General features: G+C 61.3%; 5 protein-coding genes. 1 reads left to right on the plus strand and 4 read right to left on the minus strand.

Annotation, left to right across the window (positions count from 1 at the left end; all coding sequences use genetic code 11):
* Positions 1–115: 115 nt before the first annotated feature.
* The 3 genes from NKI01_RS30705 to NKI01_RS30715 all read right to left on the minus strand — a co-directional run bounded on the left by NKI01_RS30705 (position 116) and on the right by NKI01_RS30715 (position 2,436).
* On the minus strand, positions 116–328 hold the full coding sequence (locus NKI01_RS30705; protein WP_023718105.1) for a hypothetical protein: 213 nt from the start codon (positions 326–328) through the stop codon (positions 116–118).
* A 102-nt stretch (positions 329–430) separates the two neighbouring features.
* Entirely contained in the window at positions 431–2,062 is a 1,632-nt protein-coding gene (gene groL, locus NKI01_RS30710; RefSeq protein ID WP_352965845.1) for a chaperonin GroEL, read from the minus strand.
* A gap of 59 nt (positions 2,063–2,121) precedes the next feature.
* Positions 2,122–2,436 (minus strand): co-chaperone GroES, encoded by a 315-nt coding sequence (locus NKI01_RS30715; RefSeq protein WP_023718103.1) that lies wholly within the window; start codon positions 2,434–2,436, stop codon positions 2,122–2,124.
* 288 nt (positions 2,437–2,724) lie between these two features.
* Between NKI01_RS30715 and NKI01_RS30720 the strand changes: the two genes are divergently transcribed.
* On the plus strand, positions 2,725–2,994 hold the full coding sequence (locus NKI01_RS30720) for an usg protein (RefSeq protein ID WP_023718102.1): 270 nt from the start codon (positions 2,725–2,727) through the stop codon (positions 2,992–2,994).
* 12 nt (positions 2,995–3,006) lie between these two features.
* Here the strand turns inward: NKI01_RS30720 and NKI01_RS30725 are convergent, their stop codons facing one another.
* Positions 3,007–3,219, minus strand: coding sequence for a hypothetical protein (locus NKI01_RS30725; protein ID WP_292664633.1), 213 nt, complete (start codon positions 3,217–3,219; stop codon positions 3,007–3,009).
* Positions 3,220–3,437: the final 218 nt, after the last annotated feature.

The following is a 3,437-nucleotide window of genomic DNA, read 5'->3' on the forward strand; positions in this document are numbered from 1 at the left end:
TGCGCCGGCCAGCCGGCTTAACCCTCGTACCGTTGCATATCGGATGACGGGCCGCCCTCAGGCCCAGCAATCATAGGGACTAGAGCAGGCAATCGCGCATCCGCGCCGCGATCATTTACGCTCCTTCCTTGCCGGCTCCCACGCGTTGAGCCGACAAAAACATCAGCGTGTAGGCAGCCTTGCGGCGGTCCCAGCCGGCCGACTCGGCCATATCCAGCAGGCCGTCGACCAAAGGCGCCAGCGCCGCCCTGCAATCGGTTTCATAGTTGAAATCGTTCTTCGGGCGGGTCGGCGCCGCGATCTTCCCAAAACTGTCCGTCATATCCATGGCAACACCTGCTCAGCATTCGACCCGAACCGGCAAGCCCGTGCCCGCGTTGGCGGACACGGCCCATCTGCCGTTTCGAAATCTCGCTTTGAAAGCCTGATCTTAGAAGTCCATGCCGCCACCGCCGGGCATCGGAGGCATGGGCGTTTCCTTCTTCGGCTTCTCGGCCACCATCGCCTCGGTCGTCACCAGCAGGCCGGCAACAGAGGCGGCACCCTGCAGCGCAGTGCGAACGACCTTGGCCGGATCGATGACGCCCTGCCCGTACAGGTCGCCGAACTCGTTGGTCTGGGCGTTCCAGCCATAGCCGAAGTCGGTCGTCTCGCGCAGCTTGCCGACGATGATCGAACCTTCCGCACCGGCGTTCTCGGCGATCTGGCGCACCGGCGCTTCGATGGCGCGACGCACGATGTCGACACCGGTCTTCTGATCGGGATTGTCGACGACAACGTTATCGAGCGCCTTCGCCGCCCTCAGCAGCGCCACGCCGCCGCCGGGCAGGATACCCTCCTCGACCGCCGCGCGTGTGGCATGCATGGCGTCGTCGACGCGATCCTTGCGCTCCTTGACCTCGATCTCGGTCGAGCCTCCGACGCGGATGACGGCGACACCGCCAGCGAGCTTGGCTAACCGCTCCTGCAGCTTCTCACGGTCGTAGTCGGAGGTGGTTTCCTCGATCTGCGCCTTGATTTGGCTGATGCGCGCCTGGATTTCATCCTTGCGGCCGGCACCGTCGACGATGGTGGTGTTCTCCTTCTCGATCAGCACCTTCTTGGCGCGGCCGAGCATCTCCAGCGTGACGTTCTCGAGCTTGATGCCGAGGTCTTCCGAGATCGCCGTGCCGCCGGTCAGGATGGCGACGTCTTCGAGCATGGCCTTACGGCGGTCACCGAAGCCCGGCGCCTTGACGGCCGCAACCTTCAGGCCGCCGCGCAATTTGTTGACGACCAGCGTCGCCAGCGCCTCGCCTTCGACGTCCTCGGCGATGATCAACAGCGGCTTGCTGGATTGCACGGCGGCTTCGAGCACAGGAAGCATGGCCTGCAGGTTGGACAGCTTCTTCTCGTGGATCAGCACATAGGGTTCTTCGAGTTCGACGCGCATCTTATCCTGGTTGGTGATGAAATAGGGCGAGAGGTAGCCACGGTCGAACTGCATGCCTTCGACCACTTCCAACTCAGTCTCAGCGGTCTTGGCTTCCTCGACAGTGATGACACCCTCATTGCCAACCCTTTCCATCGCCTCTGCGAGGAAGCGGCCGATCTCGGCATCGCCATTGGCAGAGATGGCGGCGACCTGGGCGATCTCGTCGTTCCTGGTCACCTTGCGGGCATTGGATTTCAGGTCGGCGACGACGGCGTCGACCGCCTTGTCGATGCCGCGCTTCAAATCCATCGGATTCATGCCGGCAGCGACCGCCTTGGCCCCTTCCCTGACGATGGCCTGAGCAAGAATCGTCGCGGTCGTGGTGCCATCGCCTGCGGTGTCGCTGGTCTTCGAGGCGACCTCGCGCACCATCTGCGCGCCCATGTTCTCGAACTTGTCCTCGAGCTCGATTTCTTTGGCGACAGTCACGCCGTCCTTGGTGATGCGCGGCGCGCCGAACGACTTATCGAAGACAACATTGCGGCCCTTTGGACCGAGCGTTACCTTCACCGCATTGGCGAGAATATCGACGCCGCGCAGCATTTTCTCGCGGGCTTCGGTATGAAATTTCACATCTTTGGCAGCCATTGGATCACTCCTTCGAATAGGCAGCTTTTCGTTGACTGGAATGCTTGTTCAGGCCCCACTCAGGCAGCCCTCTTCATCTCACCGGCGCCCTCGATAACGCCCAGCACGTCGCTCTCTTTCATGATGAGCAGATCCTCGCCATTGAGCTTGATCTCGGTGCCGGACCATTTGCCAAACAGGATGCGGTCGCCGACCTTGACATCGAGCGGCTGCAATTGGCCGCTGTCGTCGCGCGCACCGGGGCCGGCGGCAATGACCTCGCCCTCCTGCGGCTTCTCCTTGGCAGTGTCGGGGATGATGATGCCGCCGGCGGTCTTCTCGTCGACCTCGATACGGCGGACCAGGATACGGTCGTGCAATGGACGGAACGTCATGTCGTTCTCCTCTCGGGACAAACAGATTTTCGAAGATCCTCCTGACCGGACCGGCAATATCGGCCCGGCACGGGGTGCGCGACCCCTTCATCAGGCATCGCGCGCATACGAACTAGTCGCGCTTTTTTCTGCTTTCAAGAGGGTCACGCAAAAATTTTAGCACTCGACCAATGAGAGTGCCAATGTACTGTAATTGCTTGCACATTCGTCGCTCTCCCGACGCGACTGGAACCTATGTGGAACAAGAGGCGTTTTCGCGGACGGAGATTTCAACGGAAGGAAGATTGCATGACCAGCAGGGACTTTCAGCTCCAGATGCAAGGGTTTGGCCTCACCACGGCGGAGATCCATTACCGCCTACCCGATCATCGAAGCCTGCTGCAGCTCTATATCTGGCAGGAATACGATATCGCCCCTGATTTCCCGACGCTGAAGCATTTCCTTGATTTCTGGGAGCGCGAGATCGAAGGCCCGTTGCATTCGGTGCGCGTCGCCCATCATCACCTGATCCAGCCCTCCGAATGGCGGGCCGTAAACGGCATCATCACCGTCCACTGAAGAGCAAGCCGGTTATTCCTCCTCGTCCGGCCCTTGCAGCAGTTCGATCAGCATCGCTACTCTTGCCGTCGGCAGCGGTCGGCCCTCGTTCACCAGCGCCTCGTCGGCGGCGATCCAGGCCAGGGCCTCACGCAATTCCTGGACCGTCCCGTCCGTCGCCGCAATGTCGGCGATGACGGCATCGTCGACCGGGCCCAGCACAGAAATGATCTCGTCGCGTGTCATGGTCAGCTCCATCTGCGAGTGCCGGGAATGGGCCCGGCAACACAAGAATCTGGGTCTTGACCTGCGGCAGACAATAACCGGCCGGGGGAAGTCGACGTTGGCGATTGAAGCCAGCTGGCGAAACCGCCAATCTCTCCACTCTCATGATTGCTGACAATGGCCTTTGACATAAGCTGCAGCCCGCCGATCCGATCGGCGGTCGAGGCACTTGTACGGCG

The organism is Mesorhizobium sp. M0815 (genome assembly GCF_040319995.1).
Classification (GTDB): Bacteria; Pseudomonadota; Alphaproteobacteria; order Rhizobiales; family Rhizobiaceae; genus Mesorhizobium.